This window comes from Pseudomonas sp. RA_105y_Pfl2_P56, assembly GCF_963970845.1.
GTDB lineage: Bacteria > Pseudomonadota > Gammaproteobacteria > Pseudomonadales > Pseudomonadaceae > Aquipseudomonas > Aquipseudomonas baetica_A.
In genome coordinates, this window is the sequence record NZ_CAXAPL010000034.1 from 34515 (window position 1) to 57935 (window position 23421).

15 protein-coding genes and 2 pseudogenes are annotated in these 23421 nt (G+C 59.5%); 1 reads left to right on the top strand and 16 read right to left on the bottom strand.

What is annotated here, in order from left to right:
* From glgX to AACY11_RS28485, 12 genes and pseudogenes are all read right to left on the bottom strand, one after another.
* A complete protein-coding gene (gene glgX / locus AACY11_RS21035; protein ID WP_339495646.1) occupies positions 1–2160 on the bottom strand; it encodes a glycogen debranching protein GlgX in 2160 nt (719 codons plus the stop codon).
* A gap of 129 nt (positions 2161–2289) precedes the next feature.
* A complete protein-coding gene (locus AACY11_RS21040) occupies positions 2290–2604 on the bottom strand; it encodes a DUF2934 domain-containing protein (RefSeq protein WP_339495647.1) in 315 nt (104 codons plus the stop codon).
* Between the two features lie 27 nt (positions 2605–2631).
* Positions 2632–5403 (bottom strand): malto-oligosyltrehalose synthase, encoded by a 2772-nt coding sequence (locus tag AACY11_RS21045; protein ID WP_339495648.1) that lies wholly within the window; start codon positions 5401–5403, stop codon positions 2632–2634.
* Positions 5400–7478 carry a 4-alpha-glucanotransferase gene (malQ, locus tag AACY11_RS21050; protein WP_339495649.1) on the bottom strand — a complete coding sequence of 693 codons (2079 nt, stop codon included), beginning with the start codon at positions 7476–7478 and terminating at the stop codon, positions 5400–5402. Before malQ ends, AACY11_RS21045 begins: the two co-directional genes overlap by 4 nt.
* Positions 7475–9277 carry a malto-oligosyltrehalose trehalohydrolase gene (treZ, locus tag AACY11_RS21055; protein ID WP_339495650.1) on the bottom strand — a complete coding sequence of 601 codons (1803 nt, stop codon included), beginning with the start codon at positions 9275–9277 and terminating at the stop codon, positions 7475–7477. The genes malQ and treZ overlap by 4 nt, the downstream gene beginning before the upstream one ends.
* 16 nt (positions 9278–9293) lie before the next feature.
* Positions 9294–10880: a glycogen synthase GlgA gene (glgA, locus tag AACY11_RS21060; RefSeq protein ID WP_339495651.1), complete on the bottom strand. Its 1587-nt coding sequence runs from the start codon at positions 10878–10880 to the stop codon at positions 9294–9296.
* 586 nt (positions 10881–11466) lie between these two features.
* Positions 11467–12420 carry a D-2-hydroxyacid dehydrogenase family protein gene (locus tag AACY11_RS21065; RefSeq protein ID WP_339495652.1) on the bottom strand — a complete coding sequence of 318 codons (954 nt, stop codon included), beginning with the start codon at positions 12418–12420 and terminating at the stop codon, positions 11467–11469.
* A 13-nt stretch (positions 12421–12433) separates the two neighbouring features.
* Positions 12434–13477 (bottom strand): alpha/beta fold hydrolase, encoded by a 1044-nt coding sequence (locus tag AACY11_RS21070; RefSeq protein ID WP_339495653.1) that lies wholly within the window; start codon positions 13475–13477, stop codon positions 12434–12436.
* Positions 13478–13564: 87 nt separating this feature from the next.
* Positions 13565–13999: a YqaA family protein gene (locus AACY11_RS21075; RefSeq protein ID WP_339495654.1), complete on the bottom strand. Its 435-nt coding sequence runs from the start codon at positions 13997–13999 to the stop codon at positions 13565–13567.
* Entirely contained in the window at positions 13999–14445 is a 447-nt protein-coding gene (locus AACY11_RS21080; protein WP_339465777.1) for a DUF411 domain-containing protein, read from the bottom strand. Before AACY11_RS21080 ends, AACY11_RS21075 begins: the two co-directional genes overlap by 1 nt.
* Before the next feature lie 232 nt (positions 14446–14677).
* Positions 14678–15205, bottom strand: a pseudogene (locus AACY11_RS28480) (methyl-accepting chemotaxis protein); the annotation flags it as partial.
* Between the two features lie 333 nt (positions 15206–15538).
* Positions 15539–16669 (bottom strand): annotated as a pseudogene (locus tag AACY11_RS28485) (HAMP domain-containing protein); the annotation flags it as partial.
* 376 nt (positions 16670–17045) lie between these two features.
* Here AACY11_RS28485 and AACY11_RS21090 point away from each other — a divergent pair.
* The gene (locus AACY11_RS21090) at positions 17046–17573 is read left to right on the top strand and encodes a hypothetical protein (protein WP_339465774.1); all 528 of its coding nucleotides are present in this window, start codon (positions 17046–17048) and stop codon (positions 17571–17573) included.
* 80 nt (positions 17574–17653) lie between these two features.
* Here AACY11_RS21090 and AACY11_RS21095 read toward each other — a convergent pair whose 3' ends face one another.
* The 4 genes from AACY11_RS21095 to AACY11_RS21110 are packed head-to-tail and all read right to left on the bottom strand — an operon-like array spanning position 17654 to position 23412.
* Positions 17654–18562 carry a GNAT family N-acetyltransferase gene (locus tag AACY11_RS21095; RefSeq protein WP_339465772.1) on the bottom strand — a complete coding sequence of 303 codons (909 nt, stop codon included), beginning with the start codon at positions 18560–18562 and terminating at the stop codon, positions 17654–17656.
* Positions 18550–19851, bottom strand: a complete 1302-nt coding sequence (locus AACY11_RS21100; protein ID WP_339495656.1) for an AMP-binding protein — start codon at positions 19849–19851, stop codon at positions 18550–18552. Before AACY11_RS21100 ends, AACY11_RS21095 begins: the two co-directional genes overlap by 13 nt.
* A gap of 26 nt (positions 19852–19877) precedes the next feature.
* Positions 19878–22280, bottom strand: coding sequence for an acyl-CoA reductase (locus AACY11_RS21105; RefSeq protein ID WP_339465770.1), 2403 nt, complete (start codon positions 22278–22280; stop codon positions 19878–19880).
* Between the two features lies 1 nt (position 22281).
* A complete protein-coding gene (locus AACY11_RS21110) occupies positions 22282–23412 on the bottom strand; it encodes a LuxE/PaaK family acyltransferase (protein ID WP_339495657.1) in 1131 nt (376 codons plus the stop codon).
* Between the last annotated feature and the right edge of the window lie 9 nt (positions 23413–23421).

The following is a 23421-nucleotide window of genomic DNA, read 5'->3' on the forward strand; positions in this document are numbered from 1 at the left end:
TCAGTCTTCTTCTTCGCGTTGCAATTCAAACAGCAGCAGTGAACGGCCAGTGACCGAGTATTCATGACCGAACTCGAAGCGTTCCTGGCCACGAATCGACGGTTGATTGGTATCAACCATGCACGTCCAGAAACTGCCCTCAGGAACCTCCGGCAAGGTGAAGTTGACGATGTCGTGGTGCGCGTTGACCACCAATAGCAGCGTCGCATCAGCACCTTTGCGACGGATGCCGGTTTCCTGTGCGCGGCCATCGAGCAGCATGCCCAGGCAGCGGTTGTGCGCGTCGTGCCAATGCTCGGTGGTCATCTCGGTGGCGTCCGGCGCGAGCCAGGTCACGTCTTTGACGCCGATGTCCTCGTTGTACTCGCCGACCAGAAAACGTCCACGGCGCAGGATCGGATACGCCAGACGCAGCTTGATCAGACGTTTGACGAATTTGAGCAACGCCTGGCCGTCTTCGCTCAGGTCCCAGTTGACCCAGCCGATCTCGCTGTCCTGGCAATAGGCGTTGTTATTGCCGTCCTGGGTTCGGGCGAATTCGTCACCGGCAACGATCATCGGCGTGCCTTGGGCCAGCAGCAGGGTGGCGAAGAAGTTGCGCATCTGCCGGTGGCGCAGGGCGTTGATGTCAGGGTCGTCAGTCGGGCCTTCGACGCCGTGGTTCCACGACAGATTATTGTTGCTGCCGTCCTGATTATTCTCGTCGTTGGCTTCGTTGTGTTTGTCGTTGTACGACACCAGATCGTTGAGGGTGAAACCGTCGTGAGCGGTGATGAAGTTCACCGACGAATACGGCCGTCGTCCGCGCTGGTTGAACATCTCGCCCGAAGCGGTCATGCGGCTGGCAAAGTCGGCCACCTGGCCGTCGTCACCTTTCCAGAACGCACGCACGGTGTCGCGGAACTTGTCGTTCCACTCCACCCACCCCGGCGGGAAGTTGCCGACCTGATAGCCTCCGGGGCCACAGTCCCAGGGCTCGGCGATCATTTTTACCTGACGCAGCACCGGATCCTGGCGGCAGGCAACAAGGAAGCTGTGACGCTCGTCGAACCCGTCGTGGTAGCGGCCCAGAATGGTCGCCAGATCGAAGCGGAAACCGTCGACATGCATTTCGCTGGCCCAGTAGCGCAGCGAGTCGGTGACCATTTGCAGCACGCACGGGTGGCTCAGATCCAGCGTGTTGCCGGTGCCGGAATCGTTGATGTAGAAGCGTTTGTCATCCGGCATCAAGCGGTAGTAGGAGGCGTTGTCGATGCCGCGCATCGACAGGGTCGGGCCTTGTTCGTTGCCCTCGGCGGTGTGGTTGTAGACCACGTCAAGGATCACTTCGAGGTTGGCTTCGTGCAGGTGCGCGACCATCTCCTTGAATTCGGCGATCTTGCCGCTGGCCAGATAGCGCGGGTCGGGGGCGAAAAACGCGATGCTGTTGTAGCCCCAGTAATTGGTCATGCCCTTGTGCAGCAGGTGCTGGTCATTGACGAACGCGTGGATTGGCAAAAGCTCAACGCTCGAAACCCCGACACTGCGAATGTGCTTGAGCACATCGTCGTTCATCAGCCCGGCGAAAGTGCCGCGTACGTTTTCCGCAACCGAGGGGTGCCGCATGCTGATGCCGCGCACGTGGGTCTCATAAATAATGGTCTTGTCCCACGGCACGCTGACGCGCTGGTCGTTGCCCCAGGTGTGCGCCGGGTCGATGACTTTGCACTTGGGCACGAAGGGGGCGCTGTCGCGTTCGTCGAAGCTGAGGTCGGCGTCGGGGTGGCCGATGGTGTAGCCAAATAGCGCCTCCGACCACTTGAGTTCACCGACCAGCTGTTTGGCGTACGGGTCGATGAGCAACTTGTTGTGGTTGAAGCGGTGGCCGTTGGCCGGGTCATACGCGCCGTAGACACGGTAGCCGTAGATCAGCCCCGGATGTGCGTCGGGCAGGTAGCCGTGGTAGATCTCGTCGGTGTATTCCGGCAGTTCGATGCGTTCGAGCTCGACTTCACCGGCATCATCGAAAATGCACAGTTCAACTTTGGTGGCGTTGGCGGAGAACAGGGCAAAGTTCACCCCCAAACCATCCCAGGTCGCGCCGAGCGGGAAGGGCAGGCCTTCGCGGATTCTCGAGGGTTCGGCGTGCTGTGTGGGCTCGGCTTTCTTTGGATGGGTCATGATTGCTCCTGCAAAACGGATGAATTCTGGGCTGACACGCGGGGTTGTGCATGTTTCTTGAGGGCGAGCGCCCCCTCTGTGGCGAGCAAGCCCGCCGCAGGATCATTGAGTTCAATAATCGCGAGAGTGTCAGTTCGCCGGAGGCTTGCGTGGTGCGCGCGGCTTTTTCTCGGCGGTTTTTTCGCCCGGCGGGACGACTTTTGCGGCGCTCGCTGGCTTGGCTTTGGCCGGGGCTTTGGGCTTGGCTGCCGGCGCTTTCACCTCGGCGGTCTCGGCAGCAGTCTTGCTGCCGGCAGCCTTCGGCGATTTCTTCGGTGCCAGCGCTTCAGCCTCGGCCAATTTACGCGCCATCTCCCAGTGACGCGCTTCATGACCTTCGGGTTTACCTTCGGATTCCCAGATCTGATAGGCGAATTCGCGGATGCGTTTATCGTCGGTGCTCATCGTAATGCTCCTGAACTGAACTCGTGCTTACGTTAAGTGTTGGATAAAGAGATTCACCGGGACATCCCCCAGCGCGTCGCTGACATTCAGCTCCCTGTTTTTTGTGACTGCGCTGCTTGAAAAAAGTCCCTTCAGGTTTGCGTCAGAGGCGGCGAACGGTAAAACCACCCGAGTGTCGCCCCAGCGCAGCGCATCGACCTGAGGTACAGCACTGTTTTCCAGCAGTGTTGCGCAACGGATCGGCACGATCACGATGGCCTGCAGGCCATCGTGATCGCGGGCAAACGCGAGTACGTTGTGCGCCTGGCTGCCCAGTACCTCAAGGGCCTGGTACGCGCCACGCCGAAACAGCTCCGCGTGTTCAGCGCGCAGGTTCAGCACTTGAGCGATCAAGGCTTGCTTGATACGCCCGTCACGCCAATCGGTCAGCAGCGCCGAGGTCGGCGCGGGTGCCGGCAAGGCCTGCTCGCGAGCGGCGTAATCCACCGGCCGGCGGTTGTCCGGATCAACCAGGCTGAAGTCCCAGAACTCGTTGCCTTGATACAGATCCGGCACCCCCGGTACCGTCATGTGCAGCAAGGTTTGCGCCAAGCCGTTGAGCGCGCCGGCAGCAGCAGCGATGCTGTTGACGGTCTTGCTCAGTGCAGCGCGCAGCAACTCACCTTCATCGCCGGTCAGCAGTTTTTCGGTGAACGCCTGCGTGGCGTTTTCATAGGCTTCGTTGGGCGCGCTCCAACTGCTTTGCAGCTTGGCCTCGCGCAGGGCTTTCTGTTGCCACTGCCAGATGCGTTTGGCGTAGTCGGCGAAACCGGCCTGATCGTCATCCTGTAAATCCAGCGGCCAGCTACCGATCAGCGCCTGGTAGAGGATCAGTTCGTCGCCGGTCGACGGCATTTGATCATCAAGGCGCACCGGGCGGGCGAGGGCGCGCCACAACTCGATCTGTTCGGCGTACCAGTGGCTGCGCTCGCTCAGCACCGCGAGGCGTGCGCGGGTGTCTTCGCCGCGTTTGTGATCGTGGGTGGCGGTGGCCAGCAGGTTGTCGGGAAACTCGGTCAGGCGTTGCTGATTGATCGCATGGAAATCACTGACCGGTGCGCTGAACTGTTCGGTGTTGTAGCCCACATCATTGCGCGACAGCAGCACGGCTGAGCGGTACAGCGCAGTGTCTTCCACGGCTTTGGCGGCCGCCGGTGACGTCAGTTGCTGAAAGCGTACGCAGGCATGCTTTAGGATTTTGCGCGAGCGCCCGCGGGGCTTGCGTCGCCACGGCGTGCCACCGAGCCAGGCCGCCACGCAGTCGAGCACCGGCCAGTCGCCTTCGCCCAGCGTCTGCCGGGCACCGTCCATGGCATGCTGGAAAATTTCATCGTCTTGCGCCGAACGACCCATCGCGCTGATGTAGGTGCGATACACCGGGAAATGCACGATCAACGCCTGCAAGACCCGGCGGATTGCGCCGAGGGTCAAGTCGCGGGTCATCAGGTCATCGCGGGCCACTTGCAGCAACGCCTGAGCGACGCTTTCGCAATCGCTGGCCAGCGAACCGTTGAGGATCTGCTGACGGGCAAGCTGCGCCTCTTCGATAAACGCAGCCGGGCGTTCGGTGCGCCGCTGCCACAGCTCACCGAGCACGTGTTCGCCATCCGGATCGTGTTGCAGCAGGGACAACTGATTCATGAACTCATAACCGGTGGTGCCGTCCACTGCCCAGTCGCGGCGCAGGGTTTCGCCGGCGCCCAGGATTTTCTCGACGTAGATTGGCAAATGCCTTCCCGGCGCCAACCGATCCAGACGTCGGCGCAGCTTGCGGCAATAACCGCGTGGGTCGGCGAGGCCGTCGATGTGGTCGATGCGCAAGCCGTCGACCAACCCCTCGGCGACCAACTGGAAGATTTTGCCGTGGGTGGCCTCGAACACGGCCGGCCGTTCGACACGCAAACCACCGAGCTCGTTGATGTCGAAAAAACGCCGCCAGTTGATGTCATCCGCGGCGGTGCGCCAACTGGCCAGGCGATAACTCTGGCGCTCCAGCAACTCATGCAGCTTGTGAAAGCCTTCTTCGGTGGTGGAGTCGTAATGCGCCAGATGGCTGTGGATCGCTGCCAGTGTCCGCGGATCACTCGCTCGCTGTTGCAACTCTTCCTTGAGTGGAGCCGCCAGCGAATGGGCGTCGGTTTGATAGCTGAGGGCACTGAAACGATCCGCGAGGGTTTTCAGTGTTTCATCAGGCTTGAGCAGCTCGCCGTAATCATTCGGGCAGATCGGGAAGTGATGGTCGTAATGCTCGACGTGGAAGCTGCCGGTTTGTGCGTTGAAATGCAGCTTCAGGGTGCCTTCCTGCAACGCGACGCCGTAATCACTGCCCAGAAACGGCAGCAGCAACTGGCCTTCCATCAGCGGGTCAGGCGAGTGCCATTGAATGTCGAAAAATTCCCCATAGGGACTCAATCGCCCCCATTCCAGCAGGTCGAGCCACCACGGGTTGTCGCTGCCACCGACGGCCATGTGATTGGACACGATGTCGAGGATCAAGCCCATCTTGTGTTCACGCAAGGTGCTGACCAGGTGCCGCAGGGCTGGTTCGCCGCCCAGTTCCGGGTTCACTTGAGTCGGGTCGACCACGTCGTAACCGTGCATGGAGCCTGCCCGCGCGGCGAGCAGCGGCGAAGCGTAAATATGGCTGATGCCGAGCCGGGCGAAATACGGCACCAGGGGCACCGCTTGTTCAAGGGTAAAACCTTTGTGAAATTGCAGTCGCAGGGTGGCGCGTAGCGGTTGGATGAGCGTTTGATTCATTGGTCACGCTCGGCAGCCTGAAGACGTGCACACGCCAGGAGTTCCAGACGTCGCGCGGCATCTGCGCCATCGAGCAACGTTTCGCTGTTGCCCGGCAAGCGCCGCGACCAGTTGGGGTGGGTATCGATCGTGCCGGGCAAGTTCGCCTGCTCATTGATGCCCAGCGCATCTTCCAGAGGCAGCAACACCAGCGGTGCGCGGGTATGGCCGAGGAAACGCACACTGGCATCGATCACTTGGTCGGCCTCGTGGGACTCCTCTCGAAAATTCTGCGGGTCCTGGCTCAACGCGCTGCGCAGGCCTTCGCGTTCACGTTGACGGTGATGACGCCATTCGATTTCGCCATTGGCATCGACAAAACCCAATCGCGCATTCCAGTCGATGTCGCGACCATGCCACCAGCCATTGAGTGTCGGCAGGTCATGGGTGCTGGTAGTGGCCAGCGCATTGTCCGGCCAGTCGAGGATCGGTTTGAAACGGGTGTTGTCCTGTTCGAACAGCAGCACGCGCATGCCCAGAATGGAGCGAGCAATGAGTTTTTCCTGAAGCCCCTCCGGTACGGTGCCGAGGTCTTCACCGAGCACGATGGCTTGATGGCGATGGGATTCGAGGGTTAGCAGGCGCAGCAGGTCGTCGACTGGGTAATACAGGTACGCGCCGTCGGCCGGCGCCGCGCCGTTGGGGATGACCCAAAGACGTTGCAGGCCCATGACATGATCGATGCGCAGGCCGCCAGCGTGGGCAAAGTTGGTGCGCAGCATTTCGATGAACGCACGAAAACCATTGCGGATCAGGCCTTCGGGGGAAAACGCGGAAATCCCCCAGCCTTGTCCTGCGCGATTGAGGATATCGGGCGGCGCACCCACGGTCAGTGAAGCGAGCAGTTCATCCTGAAAACTCCAGGCTTGGCTGCCGGCGCCGTCGGCACCCACCGCAAGGTCAGCGATCAGGCCAATGCCCATACCGGCGCTGCGGGCGGCGCTTTGTGCGCGCTCAAGCGAGCGGTGGATCAGCCATTGGCAGAAGGCGAAGTAGGCGATGCGTTCGGCGTATTCCTCGGCAAAGGCTTCCAGGGCAGCGCCACGCGGGTCGTGCCAGTGCTCGGGCCATTCGCGCCAGTCGAGGCTTTCGCCACGGGCGGCGCGCATTTCCTGGATCGCTTCAAAGCGGCAGTGGTTTTCCAGCGCTTCGCCACCGGCATGACGGAAACTGGCAAAGTCCGGATGCAAGGGGTGCTCGCCGGCGACAAAGCCTTCGTACAGCGCTTGCAGCAATTGCTGTTTGGCGTCGGCGGCGGCTGGCCAGTCGATCAGTTTCAGGTCTTGCAGTTGCGTAAATTGCTCTGCCAGACCCGCGGCGTCGATGGCATCACGCACGGCGCGCTCGCCGAGAATCGCCCCCGGTGCGGCGTACAGGGCGTTAAGGAACAGGCGACTGGATGGCGAATAAGGACTGTAGCGTCCGGTGTCGGCGCTGAACATCGCGTGCAGCGGGCTGATCGCCAAGGCTTCGGCGCCCCGTTCACCGGCTACGCGAGCGAGTGCTTCCAAGGCTTGCGTGTCGCCGAAGCCGCCGTCACCTGGGCGGCGCAACGAATACAGTTGCACGCTCAGGCCCCACACACGCGGGATCGGGTTGTCCACCGCATCGCCGACGCTGAAGCAGCGTTCGGGGGCGACGGCCAGCGTGAAATATTGATCGCCGATGTGCACTTGCTGATAACCGACCGGAATCAGCCCGGGCAGTATCGCTTGCGCATCCAGTTTCAGGTTCAGTCGCGAACCGTCTTCGAGGTGAATCTCACAAGGCGTTAAAGGTGCGAAATAGCGCGCCAGATCAACGCCAGCGCCGACATCGCTGGTCAGCAACGGGGGCAGGTGACGGTCTTGCTGGACTTGTTGCAGTTCAAGCAGGCTGGCGTCGATTTCCTGCGTCGTACTGGCAGGGTGGCCGAGCCCGATCAGGACATTGCGCAACACCGCCGGAGCGACTTTTTGCGGGCGGCCGTTGGCGTCGATCCAGTCGACGGCAAGGCCGGCGCGGCTTGCAAGAATTTCCAGTTGCGCATCGCTCATAGGCGCTCTCCATCCAGAGGTTGCAAAGGGGTTGCGGCCGTGAGGCTGACGAGCGCGCAATACGGGGGCAACAGGCCCTCATCCGATAACTCGACGGCACCGGGCTGTTGAAACAGCCACACTGCGTCGGTTCGTGGAGGGTTGACCACCGCCGTATTGCTGAGGTTCAGGTCAATTCGCAGTTCGCTGCCATTGCCCAGGCGCCAGCGTGCGCTGACGGCGCCGTGGCCGAGCAGGTGCGCGCCCAACGCTTGCGTCCCGGGAAGGTGGGGAATGATGTGCTGATGGCGCAATTGCAGGAGTTGCCGATACAGCGCGAGGGTTTCCTGCTGTTTGGCAGTACCGTTGCCTGTCAAACGTGGCTGTGAAGCGTGGAAGGTTTGCAAGGCGTTGGGATCGGGAATTTGCTCGCGCTTGTGTGGGTCGGTGAAGGCGCTGAACGCGGCAAACTCGTTGCGCCGGCCTTCGCGCACCAACTGCGCGAGTTCGTCGTGATGGCTGGTAAAGAACAGGAACGGCTGCTCGGCGGCAAACTCGTCGCCCATGAACATCAGTGGAATCATCGGTGACAACAGCAGCAACACCGTTGCCGCTTGCAGCGCGCGTGGATCAGCAAGCTGATGCAGGCGTTCGCCGAAGGCGCGGTTGCCGATCTGGTCGTGGTTCTGCAAAAACAGCACGAATGCGGTGGAAGGCAAATGTTCGCTCGGCTCACCCCGGGGTTCGCCGTGGCGAGTGATATGCCCCTGGAACACGAAACCCTGGCTCAGACAACGCACCAGTTGCTCGGTGGGTTGTTGGGCGTAGTCGGCATAATAGGCGTCGGTTTCGCCGGTCAGCAGCACATGCAGGGCGTTATGGCCGTCGTCATTCCACTGCGCATCGTAATTTTCTTCCAGCAGGCTGGACTGATTCAGCTCGTTTTCGACGGTCAGCCAGACATGGCGACTCGGGTCGATTTGCTGGCGTACCTGCTGGGCCAGTTCGGGGAGGAAATCCGGACTGTCTATGGCGTGTACCGCGTCCAGACGCAAGCCGTCGAAACGGTATTCGAGCAGCCACATCAAGGCGTTTTCGATAAAGAAATCACGGACCTCGGAACGGCGAAAGTCGATCGCTGCGCCCCATGGCGTGTGTTTGTCTTCGCGAAAGAATCCTTTGGCGTAGCGGTGCAGGTAATTGCCGTCAGGGCCAAAGTGGTTGTAAACCACATCCAGAATCACAGCCAAGCCATGGCCGTGAGCGCTGTCGATCAAATGTTTGAGTTGTTCCGGGGTGCCGTAGGAGGCTTGCGGCGCGTAGGGCAGGACACCGTCATACCCCCAGTTTCGCGCACCGGGGAATTGCGCCAGCGGCATCAGTTCAATGGCCGTGATGCCCAGCGCGGCGAGGCGCTCCAGATGTTGCTCGACTTCAGCGAAACCCCCGAGCGCACCGACGTGCAACTCGTAGATCACCGCCTCGCTCCAGGGCCGGCCGTGCCAGGTACTGTGTTGCCATGGGTAGGCGAGGGGGTCGACTACCACGCTCTGGCGATCAAGGTCGCCATCCTGCGCTCTGGAGGCCGGGTCCGGCACCTCCAGTTCGCCATCGATGTTGTAGCGGTAACGGCTGCCTGCCGGGCAGTGGGTCTGGATCACAAACCAGCCATCGGCCTGAGGCAGCATCGGCACAGAACGTCCGTCTTCGAGTTCGACACTGACGTAAAACGCATCCGGCGCCCATAGCGCGAACTGCGTGTGTTCGGCATCCAGCATGATTGCGCCGTGGGGCCAGGTTTCTTGGGTCCGTAACGGCATTGTTGAAACTCCCTGATTATTTGTGGACGGCTTTACCCAGCGCCTTGGCGACCAGTTGTTCATACAGTTCAGCGTAGGGTTCAACCGCTTTGCACCAGTTGAAAGGCGCGGCCATGGCTCGGCAACGCATGGCGTTGAGCAGCTCCGGAAAGGCGAACACCTTGAACGCGCGGCTCAGGGCCTCGCGATAGCTGTCTGGTGTGGATTCGTCGAAGAGGAAACCGGTGACGCCGTTCTCGATGGTGTCGGCCAGTCCGCCAGTGTTGCGCGCCACCGGCAGCGAGCCGAAGCGTTGGGCGTACATCTGGCTCAGGCCGCACGGTTCGTACCGTGATGGCATCAGCAGGAAATCACTGCCGGCAAACATCCGGCGGGCGTCGGTTTCGTTAAAGCCGATCCGCACGCCGATCTGGCCGGGAAAGCGCAGTGCCAGTTCGCGCATGGCTTGTTCTTCCTCCGGTTCGCCACGACCGATGATCGCGATCTGGCCGCCGTTCTGCACGATGAACTCCGAGACGGCTTCGGTCAGGTCCAGACCTTTCTGGTAAACCAGGCGCGATACGACCGCGAACAGCGGCCCTTCGGAGTGGTCCAGACCGAACAGCTCGCGAACATGCGCGGCATTGACCGCTTTGCCTTCCCAATCGCCAATGGCGAAAGGTGCAAACAGGTGCGGATCGGTGGCCGCATCCCAGCTCTCGTCAATGCCGTTGGGGATGCCGCTGAGCAAACCTTGCTGGGTCTTGGCGGCAAGAAATCCGTCGAGACCGCAACCGAAATCCGGGGTGGTGATTTCCTGCGCGTAAGTGGCGCTGACCGTGGTGATGTGGCTCGAATACGCCATACCGGCCTTGAGGAACGACATCTTGCCGTAGAACTCCATGCCTTCCTGTTGCAGGGCATGGTTGGGAATGCCCAGTTCCGGGCAGGAACCCAGGCTGGTTACGCCTTGGTAGGCAAGGTTGTGAATGGTGAACAGCGTCGGCGTGCGTTGCCCGCGCCAATGCATATAAGCGGGTGCCAGTCCGGCCGGCCAGTCATGGGCGTGCACCAGATCCGGGCGCCAGTGGATTTGCGCGAGGTTGGCGGCGATGTCCGCAGCGGCCAGACCCAAGCGGGCGAAGCGAATGTGGTTGTCCGGCCAGTCGCGGCCGTTGTTGGCGCCGTAAGGCGAACCTTCGCGCTCGTAAAGTTCGGGGCAGATCAACACATAGATCACCAGCCCGTCAGGCATGTCCATGCGACCGATCTTGCACGGTGGCAGTGCGGCATGGCCACCCAGTTCGCCAATGATGTGAATCGGGTTTTCGCTGTGCATCACTTGCGGGTAGCCGGGGATCAGCACGCGCACATCGTGCAGATGTGCCATGGCGCGGGGCAGGGCGGCGGAAACGTCACCCAGACCGCCGGTCTTCACCAGGTCGGCGATTTCCGAGGTCACGAACAACACTTTTTTCTTGTTGGGATTCTGACTCGCTACCGGAGCCAGCGTCTTGGTGCCGGGGGCGTTGATCGATCGGCTGCCGGGAACGCTGACGGTGCTCGATTCACCTATCGATTGCTGAGCACGTTCTCCCTGAATATCCAATGCCGCACTGATCATATGAAACTCCCGTTTTGTTGATCTGATTCTTGTCTTTAGCAGGCGATGTCCATGGCCAACGTCCTGTGGCCGGGCGCAAACGCACCACGCATCGCTGAGCAAACGCTACCCGACACGCGCAAGCAGAATGGGTGAAGAGGCCATTGCAAGGAATGAACCAGCCGCGTTCCCCTGCCTTTCAGATGACCCACCGCCGTCAGCAAAAGTTTCGATTATTTTGCGGGTGTGTGACCGGCAGGTTTTGACCCGCGAAAACCAGTCTAGGCCAGATCCTAGAGCGGGCCACAACAAATGGCTAAATTGTTCGACAATCGGTTTCCTTTAATGAAAACCGTGATCAGGCAGGGTAAACGCACCGACGAAGTGCAGGTTTTTTTGCGGGGAAGAGCCAAAGCAGTGACTGGTCGGTCACGAATGTGTGCTAGCGGAAAGGCGGGACGCACTGTTGTGGTGCGGGCAATTTGTAGCAGGGGCTTTCATGGCCCCTTCGCGAGCAAGCGCTCCACTGGTGATCAGTCGGACACGCATCATTGTGGGCGCAGGCTTGCTCGCGAAGACGCAGGCTGGAGCAACGCAGCCCTCGGACTCAATTCAGTAATCGAAGGGGCGCTCCTGCCGCCCAGCCCTGAATATCCTCGATCATCTGTGAAAAAAACCGCTCATAGTTCTGCCGACTGACATACCCCACATGGGGCGTGGCGAGCACATTGTCCAGCGTGCGAAACGGGTGCAACGCCGGTAACGGTTCTTGCTCGAACACATCCAGCGCGGCCCCGGCGATCTGTCGCTTGTGCAAGGCTTTGATCAACGCTGACTCGTCGACGATCGGCCCGCGTGCGGTGTTCACCAACAGTGCTGTCGGTTTCATCCACGCCAACGCTTGCGCATCGACCAGCCCGCGACTGCGGTCGCTGAGCACCAGGTGCACCGACAGCACATCGGCCTGTTCGAACAGTTGCTGCTTGCTGACATACGTCACGCCCGCCTGTTCGGCGCGCTCGGCGGTGAGGTTTTCGCTCCAGGCGATGACCCGCATGCCAAACACCTGGCCGAACTGCGCCACACGCAGGCCGATGCTGCCCAGGCCGAGAATGCCCAGGGTCTTGCCATGCAGATCGCCACCCAGCCCTTTTTGCCAGGTGCCGGCGCGCAACGAGTTCGCCTCGTTCACCAGGTTACGGGTCGCCGCCATGATCAGCGCCCAGGTCAGTTCCGGTGCCGCGTGTTTATAGCTGTCGGTGCCACAAACCTTGATACCCAGTTTTGCTGCCGCCTGCATGTCCAGCGCCGCGTTGCGCAGGCCGCCAGTGACCAGCAACTTGAGCTTGGGCAATCGCTTGAGCAAGTCTTCGTCGAACCGGGTGCGTTCGCGCATCACGCAAATCACCTGGTACTTGCCCAGACGTTCGGCCAGCGTGGCGTTGTCCGCCGGATACTCATGCTCGAACGTCACCTCACCGACGCTATCGAGGGCGGACCAGTCGACCACGTCTCGGGCTACGTCCTGCCAGTCATCGATCACTGCAATCTGCACCGCCATCAGCCTTACCTCATCAACGAACGGGATTGTTTTTGCCCAGCCAGCTCAACAGCGCTTTGTGAAACTGCGCGGGTTCTTCCATTTGCGGCGCGTGGCCCATGCCGGGAAACTCCACCAGCGTCGACTGCGGGATCAGCTTGGCCACCTGTTTGCCGAGCACGTCATAGTGGCCGATTTTCGCTTTCACTTCGGGCGGCGCGATGTCCTTGCCAATGGCGGTGGTGTCGCTGGTGCCGATCAGCAACAGGGTCGGCATCTTCAGGTTTTTGAATTCGTAGTACACCGGCTGGGTGAAAATCATGTCGTAGATCAGCGCCGAGTTCCACGCCACTTGGGTTTTGCCCGGGCCTTTGTTCAGACCGGCGAGCATGTCCACCCAACGGTCGAACTCGGGTTTCCAGCGACCCTCGTAATAGGTCTTGCGTTCGTACTCGCGGATGCCTTGGGCACTGACGTTCAGTTCGCGCTGGTACCACTGATCTACAGTGCGATAGGGCACGCCGAGGGCTTTCCAGTCTTCCAGGCCAATCGGGTTGACCAGCGCCAGTTGATCGACCTGTTCCGGGAACTGCAGCGCATAACGGGTGGCGAGCATGCCGCCGGTGGAATGGCCAAGCAGGGTGGCTTTCTGGATGCCCAGCGCTTTGAGCAATTGGTGAGTGTTGGTCGCCAGTTGCTGGAAACTGTACTGATAGTTGTCGGGTTTGCTGGACGTGCAGAAACCGATCTGATCCGGCGCGACCACCCGATAACCCGCCTCGCTCAAAGCCTTGATCGAGCTATCCCAGGTGGCGCCGCAAAAATTCTTGCCGTGCATCAACACCACGGTGCGACCGTTGGCCTTGCCGTGGGCGGCGACGTCCATATATCCCATCTGCAGGGATTTACCTTGGGACTGGAAGGCGAAGTGTTTAAGCGTGTAAGGGTATTCGAAGCCTTCCAGTTGCGGGCCGTATTCGGGGCCTTCTGGCGCAGGTGCTGTTTCGGCCTGGGCGAGCAGTGGCAGCGCAGCGCTCAAAAGCAGGCTGGGCAGCCAGCGGGAAAACGTAACGGACATGGGTGCAAACTCCAGTGAAAATCGGCTGATGCTGGAACGACCGGATTAGGGCGATGTTAAACACAGGCAATGCCCAGGCCCGAACGTTCAACCGAGCCAGCCCAGTGTCAGCATTGCCAGCACGGCATAGCGGGCGCCCTTGGCGAGGCTGACGATCACCAGAAACCGCCCCAGAGGCTCGCGCATCACGCCGGCAATCAGGGTCAACGGATCACCGATGATCGGCAGCCAACTGAGCAACAGCGACCAATGCCCGTAACGTTCGTAGTGCTTGCGCGCCGTGGCCATGTGTTTGGGGCTGACCGCAAACCAGCGCCGATGCTCAAACCGTTCAAGTCGACATCCCAACCACCAGTTGACCAGTGAACCGAGGACGTTGCCCAGCGTGGCGACCGCCAGCAACCCCCAGAGCCAATGACGATCGCTGACGATCAGGCCAACCAGTAACGCCTCTGACTGCAACGGCAGCAATGTTGCGGCGCCGAATGCGGCGAAGAACAGCCCGATATACGCCGCGCCCATCAATGGGCCGGGTAGTCTGCCACCACCACGTCAGCGCCGTCCTTGTTCAGGCCGATGATTTGATAAGCATCGCTCATGCCGTCCATTTCCATGCCCGGCGAGCCCATCGGCATGCCCGGCGCAGCGACACCGAGCAAGTCGTCACGCTTGCTCAGAGCCAGCACTTGTTCGGCCGGCACATGGCCCTCGACGAACTTGCCGTTGATGATCGCGGTGTGACACGACGCCAGACGCGGCGGCACGCCATGCTGTTGCTTGAAACTGCTCATGTCGCTTTCGACGTGATCTTCTACCTTGAAGCCGTTGGCTTCCAGGTGGCTGATCCATTTTTTGCAGCAGCCACAGTTGGCGTCGCGATGGACTTCGATCGGGATCAGGTCGCCAGCCTGGGCGAGGGAGGAGATGAACAGGGCGCTCAGGGCGACCAGACGCAAAGGGGTTCGCATGATGGCTTCTCGACTCGGATTGACGGTCAAAAAAGAACGCATTTTGACCGGTTTTTCCTGGCAGGCATCAACGGATTGTTTCCAGTTGCTACGAGGCAGACCGTCAGCATGATCGTAGATCAAGGCTGACAGCCCGATGAGCGAGAGATTACAAATCTGTCAGTTGAGCCGCCGGGCAAGGGCGGTAGACACCCGAGGTGGCGAGGCCGCAATCGCCCTCGCCACAGGCCTGTCAGCGCACCTTGAACCGCCCCATGATCGCACTCACCTGGCTGTTGGCTTCCAGCAACTGACGGGTGTTGAGTTCGCTGGCCTGGCCGCTTTTCACCAGTTCATCGACCATGTGACGGATCTGCACCATGCTGCGGTTGATCTCTTCGGTCACTGCGCTTTGCTGTTCGGCGGCAGTGGCGATCTGAGTGCTGAGGCCGTTGATGTGGCTGACCGAGCCAGCCATTTCGTCCAGCCCGGAGTTGACCCGCGCCGTAGCGTCAGCGGCGGACTGGCAACTGGCCTGAGTGTTTTCCATCGCGCTGACCGATGAGCTCACCCCTTGGGTCAGACGGGTCAACATTTCGTTGATTTCCGAGGTACTGGCTTGGGTACGGGCGGCGAGGGCGCGTACCTCGTCAGCGACCACTGCAAAACCACGACCCTGCTCGCCGGCGCGGGCCGCTTCAATCGCGGCGTTTAGCGCCAGCAGGTTGGTCTGACCGGCAATCGCTCCGATGACCCCGAGAATCTCGGTGATGCGTTGAGCATCCTGCTGCATGTTTTCAACTTTGTGTGTGGCACTGGCCACTTCGTCAATCAGTGCAACCACGCTGTTGGTCGCTTCGCCCACCACTACGCGAGAGCGATCGGCGTTTTCGTTGGCACGCTGTGTAAACGCTGCGGTTTCGGCGGCATTTTGCGCCACGCTTTCCGCGGTGGAACTCATCTCGGTGATAGCAGTGACGGTTTGATCGGTTTCCGAGGCATGGCGCAGCAGGATCTGGCTGGTATGCGCCGAGGTACGTTGCAGGTTGTCGAGGCTTGAGGCCATGGCCCCTGTGGCCTGCGTGACTTCCCCGATCATGTTTTGCAGATAGGCAATGAAGGTGTTGACCGAGTGGCCGATGGCACCCAGTTCGTCTTCGGCGCGGATGGTGATGCGGCGAGTCAGGTCGGCATCGCCGCTGGACAGCAAGTCGATGTTGGCTTTCAACGCCTTCAAGCGCGAAACCAGTTGGCGGATGGCATAAACCTGCAAGAGCACCAGCAGCAGCACCAGCGGAATCTGCAGCAGGCTCAGTGTGCTGAGTACGTCATCACGCTGGGCGGTCAGCATTTTGGTCGGCAGGGCGGTGGCGAGGAACCAAGGGGTGCCTTCGATCGGCCGCATGAAGAAGGTGCTGTCCTGACCGTTGTTGTCGAACTCGACGCTCTGCGCCTGATCGCGGTTTTGCAGGCCAGCCTTGACCTGGCTGGCGAAGGTCGAACTGGCGGCCAGTTCACTGATGTTTTTCAGCACGATCGGCCCGCTGATGCGCGAGCTGTTGCTGATGATCTTGCCGTCGGCCTCAACGATGAGCATCTCGGCGTTGAGGTCTTTTTCCTTGCGGGCGACCAGATCATTGAAGAAGCCGAGGGTCACGTCGATGGTCGACACGCCCCAGGCACTGCCGTTTTTCTGGATGGCCATGGCGCAGTTGGTGCGCGGTTCGGCGCTGGCATCGTCTTTATAGGCCGCGGCCCAGGCGCACTGACCGCGCGGGGTCTGCATGCCGCCCTTGTACCAGCTCTGGTCGTAATAGTTGGGCGCGGCGTCGCTGTTCCAGAAGGTGTTGACCGCCAGTTTGCCCGAGGCATCGCGGTGCCAGAAGGTGCTGAATTTGTTGCGCGCGGCCTCACGCAGCCCCGGCAGCGGCCAGATCCCGCCGCCGAAGACTTTCGGCTCGCCGTATTGATCCACCAGGCCTGGCAATACCGTATCGATGGCAGCGCTGTCGAGCAACGGGATGGTTTGGGTGATGCTGCGCTGTTGCGCCTGAACCTTGTTCAACTCGCCCTGAATCTGCTCGGCGACTTCGGCGATACGGTTGAGCACAACCTGTTCTTCGGTATGACGCAGTTTGGGGGCGACCAGTTGACTGATGCCGACCACGGTCAGTATCGATAACGCCAGAATGAATAGAACCAGAAACAGTGTGTAGCGGGCCTGAATAGTGCGCAATGCGGGCATGGAGACCGGTCCTTGAGCTGCGTTTCTTGTTGTGGGGGCGGAAAAGTGGCGGGGCTATTCCAGCGTATCGTCGGCGAGTTGCGAAGCTTTAGGTACTTTCGTGCAAGAAAAACCTGAATCGACCAGCGGCAAGTATCAGGTGAGATACAAAGAAGCTGGCGAACCTAATAATTCGAGCAAAAAACCATTCGCCAAGATTCGACGTACGTAGCCAAGTCAAATCGCTGTAGGCCTATTCCGGGTTGTATCGAAAATGTACATAAATTGTAAGTGCATGGATTTAAAAGCTTGGTGCCATTAGTTGTCAGGCGGATACTTGCTCCACTCAAATCGTTCAACAGGGACATTTCATGGTCATTTTGCAGGGAGTTTTCTCATGACAATCGGGTTTGCCGGCGGCTGGGAAAGTAAGGCTGGGGTTCTGGTACGCAATACGGGCGCAAAAAAGCAGGTGTCCCAGAGCGTCAAGGTGCAGCAGATGTTGACCATGGTCGGCAACGATCCGAACGCGCTGAACACGGCTGAAATGGACAAGCAGAATCTGCGTAAGCAGATCAAGGGCTTCGACCCTGCAAACGTTTCGGCGAAGCAGTTGGGCAACCTGAGCGCTTTCTTGCGCGGTCGAGGATTGATCTCCGAGATCACGTCCTTCACGCTGATGAATGCCGGTGACAAGTTCGATCGTTTTGGCGTGACAAACGACGTTGATGCCAAATTCAACGCACTGGAGTACTTCGCCACTCAACTCGACGCCATTCAGAATAACGGCCTCAATGGCAACGCTTACGGCAAGAATTTGATCCCTGAATATAAAAAAGCCATTTACGTTCTTCAGAATCTGAAGACTTACGGCGAAGGTAACGCGCCGATTGCGAACGACGGCGCTTTCCAGACCAAGGCTTGATGAGAGGCGGATATAGAGGCCCGCTACACAGTCGAGCGGGCCACATTCGTTTGTCGCACGGGATTGAGTGTTGCACTCAGTCAACGCTCATGTTGTTGAGCCTGATCATGCAGCCGCTGCATGTGTGGGCAGTGCAATGTCAGCTTGCGCGGGCGGTAACCCCGATGAAACAGCGCCACCCATCCTTCGCATCGGTCATCCGGGGCAATGCCGGTGAAGACGAACCCCATCGTCGACAAATCCTGCATCGCGCTCGCAAGACCTTGAGCCAGCCTGAGCTTGAGTGAAATCATCCAGTGTCGCGGCAATTGGCGCAGCTGTCTTACCAGTTGCCTGTCGAGTTTCTCAAGAACCACGTCATAACGTCCCATCACGTGTTCAAAACGTAGCGCTGGGCCAATCCAGCGAACTTCCTTTTCCTGGGTTCCGAAAATACTGCACAAATGCTGCATGAAGACGCGGTTGCTCTCTGGCCATTCCAGAGCCGGAAGTGGCCGATGGTAGTCATTGATGGGGGTATAGCCGATGATGATCGACTCGGGCAGTGGTTCGCCAAAAGGTGAAGGCACATAGTCAAGCAACACACCGGTGCTACAGAAACCAAGCGTGTCTGCCATGCGCTGAGTGTAGGGGTGTTGCGTGACTTGCTTGATTGTCACACCTCGGCAACCCAGTGCCTGCGCATGAATCAGCAAATGCCTGCCCAGTCGTGTAGCGACGTTCTGTCCTCGGGTCGTCGGATGAACCACGCTCAACGCCAACTCGGCGGTGTCTGCTCCCGCACTCCTGAACAGTGTCGCATGCCCTACCAGTTTTTTACCCGACACGGCTACCAGCGAGTGCCAGCGGCCGTCGTGATGATTCTGGCTGATCATCAGCGGCAGATACACGTGGGGTTGAACGTAGTGGTCACCGTAGATTTCCCGGAACAGACGACTGACGGCGCCAGCATCGGTATTGCGATAACTGCGCAGCGTCAGGTCGTCCATGGACGTTGCTCCGGGTTGGGAATGTCGTAGCGGCGAAGGTCCGCTATCCGCTGACGCTTGCCGGAGCGCGGATGGCGGATCAGGTCATCGGCCGTGCAATCGACAACGTGCAGATCGAGCAGGTGATCAGCGGCGAGTTGCTCGATCAACGGGTAGCGCCGGACAAGTGCCGCGCGCAGCGTTGTGTTTTTCCGGGCTGTCTCGCGGTCTGGCGCATCAGGCAGCCATTTGAGGTTCAAAACGTCCCGGCTTGCAGACTGGTCGATTACCAATTGCCAGTCATGGCTACCAGTGATGGGCTGTACGATCGCGTCTATGTCATCCATCATCAGTGTCAGAATGCCCACCCGGACACGTTGGCTGTTCGCGCATCGTCCCATCAGGGCAAACTTGCGCATCGGTGTCTTGTCGGGTTCTTGCCAGCAGGCAAGGTCGCCTACCGGATAGCGGATCAGGGGCATGAGGTAGCGTGTGAGGTTGGTGATCACTAACCGGCCGGTACGGCCGCAGTCGTCGATCACTTTGCCGGTGTGCTCATCAAGGATCTCCAACACGCTGTGCTGTTCCAGCATGCGGTGTTCACCCAGCGCACAGTCGCGAGCCGTGCCTCCGATGAGCCCCGCGTCGACGCTGGCATAACCGATTGAGGCGATCCGGGCATTGGGAAATACCCGGCGTAGCGTCTGCAGTTGTCCGCTGAATAGGCTTTCACCGCCATAAAGCAGGGTTTCGACACCGTCGAGGGTGCGTGACTGGCTCTCCAGCCAATTGGCAAACGTCAGCAGATGCGCGGGCACCCCGGCCAGAACGTTGATCTGGTGCTGCACGATCGAATCGGCCAATACGGCAGAATCGACATTGCCCGTAAAAGGGAACTCGGTGACGCCTGCTATTTCGTGGGCCAATGCGTCGTGTATGAATATGAAACTGGCATACAGATCCCCGACAAAAAAAAGGTTGGCGAACCGATCTCCTGAATTGAGTTGCGTGGTGAGAAAACTTCCAAAGTCGCTCACGAATGTCTGCCACTCCTTACGGGTGAAGACGGAGAGTTTGCCGGCGGTAGTTGTTCCACCTGTTTTAAATATCAGTGCACTCTCTACCGCAGCGGTGAGTACGGGCCATTGATTGATGTTCTGGCTTGTTTGCCAATACGCTGTCGGATCAACCAAAGGCAGTTCTTCAAGTGTTGTTAGGTGTTGTGCAACGTTCTGGTAAAGCCTGGCGTAATAACTGGAGTGCAGTCGGACAAAGCTGACCAACTTATTTAATTCTTGGGTGATGTTCATACGTAACTCTTGAAATGTGACAGGGATCAACGGCGGGAGTCGATTAACAGTGGCGTTTTTCCGCTGTGCTTGTTTTTGCAGAACTGCGCGGGCTGGCACACTTCAACTTCAATAGTGAGTAACCGGGCCAGGATCAATTCGGCCAACTTTGGATAGTTCTGCAGTCGTGCATTGATCAGCATTGGTTGATCGGGAGTGCGCAATCGCAGGCGCTCCAAGCCATCGGCGGCGTGATCAAGGAATAACTGAAACGGGACTTGCAGGTGCCGGGCCAGTTCATCGAGACAAATAAAGTCAGTGCCGATACGCACCAGCCTGCCGTGCCGCTGCCGTAACTCAAAGCGCGGAGTCTTCAGCCCGCAGGCACACTCACCGGTCAACCAGCGTCCGCTGTCGCCGACGTCGTAGCGCTGAATTTGTTGGGCCTCGCGTGCTGTCGAGGTGAACAACAGCCGTCCGACTTCACGGCCTGTGACCGGTATGTCAGCCGTGAAAGAGACGATTTCCAGATGCTGGATTTCGCTCATCAAATGAAACTCGCCATCGGCGGTTGATGCGCAGGCATGCCCAAACGGCCCTGCATCGACGCTGCCGTAAAGCGCCGAGCGAATGCAGGTAACGCCGCAACTTTGCAGCAGTTCGCGAGTGTGTTCGCTGAGGTGCTCGCCACCGAGGAAGACTTTCTCGAGTCCCCCATAGCAGCGCAGTGTTTGCTGTTCGTTGAGGAACAATCGATGCAGCGTGCTCGGCATACCGATCAGTACGTTGACGCGTTGTTCGACGATCATTTTCGTAATTTCGCTGTAGTCATCGTCGCCGGGTGCACCCATTGGCAGGTGTGTGGCGCCCAGTATTTCCAGTACTTTGGAGAAGCTGAAGAAGCCGCCGTACAGCCCGCCGCTGTAAAACAGATTCATCACCTTGTCTCGATTCGGGTTCAGGCCTGCGGCGAACAAACCATCGGCCGCTGCCCGCATCTGCCGCTCGAAGTCGTGATAGCTGAAGGCCGACAGTGTCGGTGTGCCGCTGCTGCCACCAGAGCGGAAAAACAACTGCGCCGTCGGGGCGACAGGCTGCTTGATAAGCGTCTGCTTATCGATGATCGAAAGGTCCGCCAGCGGCGGGGCGCAGCGCGGTCGATCAAGCGTCATGTGGGTGTGCAATTGTGTCGCCGAGACACTCACCGATACGCGACGGCTCAGGCGTTGCAACGCGTAGACCCCGTCATGGGGTTCGCCGTCGTAGCCGCAGTGGATTGCATTCAGCGGCGCGATGCGCGTAACCCCCGCAGCGATCAGCGCTCGCGACAGCTCGCCCGTCTGCGATGCACTACATGTCAGTGCGCAGCTCTGCAGGACGTTGCGCCACGGCAGCAGGGTTTGGGTGATCTGAGCACGCGGCAGCGGTTTGAGCAGTAGCGTGCGAAACAGCGGCGAGGGCGTCAGTTCCTGGTCGTGGCTCCAGATTACACGCCATCGCGCGCCGCTCCAGATTTCTGCGCTCTGTCCGGAAAAACTCTTGTCCAAACGTGTCATCGCCACATGCGTGGTGATTTGCGACCACTCCTGTAGCGTCGGCGTCAGGGCAGGCCATTGCCCGGCCCGACGTTCGAAAGCGTTAGCCAAGGCTGCTCCGATGTCGCTGAGGATGGCCGGGTTGTCGCTGTCCACCAATAACCACTGCGGGCTGGAGCACGCTTGCTGATCGAGGCGACAGACTTCATCGGCCAGCGCGTCCAGAACCTGGTCCGATGCAGCATCCGGTGTCAGGTAGACAAAACTGATGCGGTGACCCCAATCGATCCAGCGGCATCCGGGCGGGATCTGCTGGCGAATGGCTTGCAGCGCCGTTTCTCCACCCCAAGCCGCAACGCCGTTGGCCAAACTGCAAAGTACACCGATCTGCGACGTCGCCACTGGTAATACCGCAACGTAGTGACACAGTTGACCGCTGGGGTCACACATCAGAAATGCGTTGAGCAAGTGCGCTGTCAGGCCTTGGTCGCTGCTGCTGGGACGCAACCAGTTAACGTTACCGGCCAACAGGCTTTCGATCATTGCGCAGAACCCCAATAGTGGTGCGTTTGCGGGCGTGATGTGCACGACCAATCCCAACGGGCGCCAGCTTTCAAAATGTGCTTGTCGATAGTTGATGCGCCGCAAGGAATGGGGTTGTTTGCCGAGTTCTCGTTCAAGCTTTATTCGTAACGCTTGAGGCTGACAGAAGTCGCGTAGCGCTCGGCGTTGTTCGTCATCCACATTCACCGCTGCTGTGTTGCTTTCCAACTGCTGGGCAAAAATCTGCGCAGCGGTAATGACGGTGGCACTTTCCAGTGGCGTATCGAGATGGTGCGCCAGCGTTCGCTGGAGCAAGTGCAGAGCACTGTCGAGGTTGCAATCGGCGTGAAGTTGTCCGTTGATCAAGTACATATCAGTGACTTCCCAGTAATTCGGAGGCCGCCATGGCGCAGCTCCTGCTTGCCGACGTGCCTGCCCGGCCGTGTAATTCAAACCAGTCCGTGGCCAGTGAGCAGCCGCAACTCGCGCCAGGGTGCAGCGTGGCCAGATCGCTCATGACCACTGCGTGCGCGGGGCTGGACGAGATATAGGGCGAGACAAATCCCAGCAAACCTTGCTGGCCATAAGGCTGAAGAGAAAAGTCCGCCGGGTTGCGTATCAGCACCTTTGAATAGACCGGCACATGGAAATGGTGGTGATCACATTCGATATAAGGCACTGCATGTTCGACAGCGCCATAACCATCGCGACAGCGCGACGTTGCGATGCCCAATTGCCGTTGGATGCGCGCATATAACTGCTGTTTGGGTATCTCTTGGGCCGCTTGGGTTTTCCAGCCACCACCAAAAAATGCCAACGAATCGATGGGCAGTTGCAGATTTGCCGCACCACTGCCTTGCATCTGTTGAAGGGCTTGCCAAAGAAATGCCGGGAAACCGAGGATGCGAACTGGCAGACCTTCTTCGGCAAACGCCTGCAAGGCGGCAATGACACCAAACAGATCGAACTGATGGCCGTCCCCGCTGCTGCGCAGGGCGTAGACCACGCGATTGGCTGGAGCGAAACGGCATAGAAACTGATCAGTGAATGAGGTGCCCAGTGTGATGCGACCTTGCGGCTCATAACTGAGCAGCAGGTAGTTGCACGGTGTGTTCGGGGTGTCCCAGCCGTAGTGACGAAAGATCTGCGCGACCATGAATTGGGCCGCAGACAGGCTGCGTTCGTCATAGCGCATGCGACTTTTCTGGCCGCTGGTGCCGGACGACGTCAGTTCCAGAGCCTGCTCCCCAGCGCGGCTGAGCAGCAGTTGCTGTTTGAAGAAGTTGGCAAAGATCGGCGGCAGACGTGACCAGTCATCCAGGCTGTCCAGATCGCTGGCCTCGATCCCGTTGGCGTTCAACCAGTGTTCGTAGCCCGGCGTCTGCTGGCAGTGATACCGGCTGATTTCAGCCATGGCCCGGTCAAACAGCCCCGAGGGTACTGAGTCCGGGCAATAGGGCTGTGTCAACGCGCAGAGCGCGTCGCTTGAGGGTAAGTGGATCATCAATAGTCC

Bases quoted from the DNA above. Each gene is read 5' to 3' on its own strand.
- glgX (WP_339495646.1), bottom strand. From the start codon at position 2,160: ATGACCCATCCAAAGAAAGCCGAGCCCACACAGCACGCCGAACCCTCG.
- AACY11_RS21040 (WP_339495647.1), bottom strand. From the start codon at position 2,604: ATGAGCACCGACGATAAACGCATCCGCGAATTCGCCTATCAGATCTGG.
- AACY11_RS21045 (WP_339495648.1), bottom strand. From the start codon at position 5,403: ATGAATCAAACGCTCATCCAACCGCTACGCGCCACCCTGCGACTGCAA.
- malQ (WP_339495649.1), bottom strand. From the start codon at position 7,478: ATGAGCGATGCGCAACTGGAAATTCTTGCAAGCCGCGCCGGCCTTGCC.
- treZ (WP_339495650.1), bottom strand. From the start codon at position 9,277: ATGCCGTTACGGACCCAAGAAACCTGGCCCCACGGCGCAATCATGCTG.
- glgA (WP_339495651.1), bottom strand. From the start codon at position 10,880: ATGATCAGTGCGGCATTGGATATTCAGGGAGAACGTGCTCAGCAATCG.
- AACY11_RS21065 (WP_339495652.1), bottom strand. From the start codon at position 12,420: ATGGCGGTGCAGATTGCAGTGATCGATGACTGGCAGGACGTAGCCCGA.
- AACY11_RS21070 (WP_339495653.1), bottom strand. From the start codon at position 13,477: ATGTCCGTTACGTTTTCCCGCTGGCTGCCCAGCCTGCTTTTGAGCGCT.
- AACY11_RS21075 (WP_339495654.1), bottom strand. From the start codon at position 13,999: ATGGGCGCGGCGTATATCGGGCTGTTCTTCGCCGCATTCGGCGCCGCA.
- AACY11_RS21080 (WP_339465777.1), bottom strand. From the start codon at position 14,445: ATGCGAACCCCTTTGCGTCTGGTCGCCCTGAGCGCCCTGTTCATCTCC.
- AACY11_RS21090 (WP_339465774.1), top strand. From the start codon at position 17,046: ATGACAATCGGGTTTGCCGGCGGCTGGGAAAGTAAGGCTGGGGTTCTG.
- AACY11_RS21095 (WP_339465772.1), bottom strand. From the start codon at position 18,562: ATGGACGACCTGACGCTGCGCAGTTATCGCAATACCGATGCTGGCGCC.
- AACY11_RS21100 (WP_339495656.1), bottom strand. From the start codon at position 19,851: ATGAACATCACCCAAGAATTAAATAAGTTGGTCAGCTTTGTCCGACTG.
- AACY11_RS21105 (WP_339465770.1), bottom strand. From the start codon at position 22,280: ATGTACTTGATCAACGGACAACTTCACGCCGATTGCAACCTCGACAGT.
- AACY11_RS21110 (WP_339495657.1), bottom strand. From the start codon at position 23,412: ATGATCCACTTACCCTCAAGCGACGCGCTCTGCGCGTTGACACAGCCC.